This is a genomic window from Oleiphilus sp. HI0067 (genome assembly GCF_001635735.1).
This window is the reverse complement of record NZ_LWFI01001035.1, coordinates 1-1935: the sequence shown is the minus strand read 5'-3', so window position 1 is coordinate 1935 and position 1935 is coordinate 1. Positions and strand designations below refer to the sequence as shown.

At 43.4% G+C, this 1935-nt stretch carries 3 protein-coding genes; 1 reads left to right on the top strand and 2 read right to left on the bottom strand.

The genetic code is table 11. From position 1 onward, the window contains the following. Positions 1-81 precede the first annotated feature (81 nt). Complete coding sequence (locus A3739_RS14235) at positions 82-594, bottom strand: YceD family protein (RefSeq protein ID WP_068481483.1); 513 nt, start codon at positions 592-594, stop codon at positions 82-84. Between the two features lie 150 nt (positions 595-744). Between A3739_RS14235 and A3739_RS14230 the strand changes: the two genes are divergently transcribed. Next, entirely contained in the window at positions 745-1338 is a 594-nt protein-coding gene (locus tag A3739_RS14230) for a nucleoside triphosphate pyrophosphatase (protein WP_068481480.1), read from the top strand. A 43-nt stretch (positions 1339-1381) separates the two neighbouring features. Here A3739_RS14230 and A3739_RS14225 read toward each other — a convergent pair. After that, positions 1382-1935 (bottom strand): S49 family peptidase (locus A3739_RS14225; protein ID WP_197472327.1); only part of this gene is annotated, 554 nt, incomplete at its 5' end.

The window sequence follows — 1935 nt, the reverse complement described above, 5'->3', positions numbered from 1 at the left end:
ATTTTGTTGAACAGCCATACGTTTCTCCCGAAAGGTGTCTTTCTCATGTGGCGCAATCTATAAATGCGCGCAAATCATAAACTATTTTATGAGCTTCAATTCAGATAACACAGCAAAAGGATTTTCTTTTTCCGGTGCTTCTTCGATTTCTTGCTCTTCCCCAAACTGCTCTGCTTTACAATCATCATGATAGGAAAACATCGGCAAACTGAGGATCAATTCCTCTTCGACCACATCATAAACCGGCATAACTTCCGGCTCGACCAAAAGCGGCTCGTAGTATCCAGGTAGGTTCTTAGCTTGCTCATCTGATAAGACAATACCAAGCTGAAAGTCTGACTCTACTACCTTGTTAACCGCTTCTAAGCAACGCTCGCAGGTCAAAGCTAATTCCGCTTTCAGGTGCCCTTTGAGAACTCTAAGATGTTGCTCATCGCGATCAAACTCAAGCATTACTTCTACATCCCCTTCAGTACTTAGCACAATATCTGCCAAACGAGGCATGCATTGCACTGCAATTTTCCCCTGCAAAACCTTGTTTTGGTCAGCGTATTTAAGGGGATCGACAGTCTTTGGGAGTGAGTGATCCGACATAAGCGCGCAATTCTATTGGCGAGACCCGTACTTGTCAAAAGAAAACAACATTTTTTTAACAATCGTTCAAAGCAGTGCACAACTGAGGCTTCAGCATCAGTTTGGAATATGAAACACTAGCGCCAATTCGAACTATTTCAAGAAAACTAAATGACTACCCATCGCATAATTCTTGGCTCATCTAGCAAATACCGCAAAACTCTATTAGAAAAGCTGTTTTCTCATGTTGAATGCATTGCTCCTGAGATCGATGAAAGATCTATTTCGGCCAACTCTCCAAAAGACTTAGCTCTAAAGCTCGCATCACTAAAAGCGCATAATGTGGTGGCATCACTCTCATCACCAATCAAAAGCATTGTTATCGGTAGCGATCAGGTAGCTTATTGCGACGGAGTATATCTTCATAAACCAGGTTCTTTCAAAAAGAACTGCGAGCAACTCGCCTTCTGCTCAGGCAAAGAGGTTTCGTTTTTTACTGCTCTTTCGGTCGTTAACACCGAAACAATGCAGGAAGAAACCACTTGCGATCTAACGCGCGTGAAATTTAAGCCTTTAACATCCGCCCAAATTGAAAGCTATGTGCAAAAAGAGCCATCTTATGATTGTGCGGGCGGATTCAAGGTCGAAGGTTTAGGCGTTACGTTGTTTGAGGCGATTGAGACAAAAGACCCAAATGCTCTGATAGGCCTCCCATTAATAGAGCTATGCCACATACTTAAGCGCTTCGGTATTATGCTCCCATAAAAAAGGCAGCTAATTAGCTGCCTTATATAGCTTTTTAAAAAATCTAACGAAGCTGCATGGTATTCAAACCTAATACTGAACTGATCGCTCCGCCGATGGATACACCCAAGGACTCTGTAAATTGCTGGAGTGGGTCTGGCTGCAATGAGAAGTCAACAATATCTTCAGCACCGACAAGCTCGCGCGCCACGTAACCAGAACTACCTAATCCGTCAATCAAGCCCAACTCAAGAGCTTGCTCCCCATTCCAGATCAATCCACTAAATAACTTATCGTTTTCTACCAAACGATCACCACGCCCTTCTTTCACCTTATCAATGAATTGCTGATGCGTACTAGTTAATACAGTTTTCCAGAATGCCACCTCTTCTGGATCCTCTTCACTAAACGGGTCCAGAAATGCTTTGTGCTCACCAGAGGTATAAGTGCGACGCTCAACGCCATATTCATCAATCAGGTCAACAAAGCCAAAACCTGCTGCTGTTACACCAATAGACCCAACTAAGCTTGCTTTATCTGCATAAATTTCGTCAGCAGCCGCTGCCATGTAATAAGCGCCAGAGGCTCCCAAATCGGTAATCACTGCATAGAGTTTTT

Bases quoted from the DNA above. Each gene is read 5' to 3' on its own strand.
- A3739_RS14235 (WP_068481483.1), bottom strand. From the start codon at position 594: ATGTCGGATCACTCACTCCCAAAGACTGTCGATCCCCTTAAATACGCT.
- A3739_RS14230 (WP_068481480.1), top strand. From the start codon at position 745: ATGACTACCCATCGCATAATTCTTGGCTCATCTAGCAAATACCGCAAA.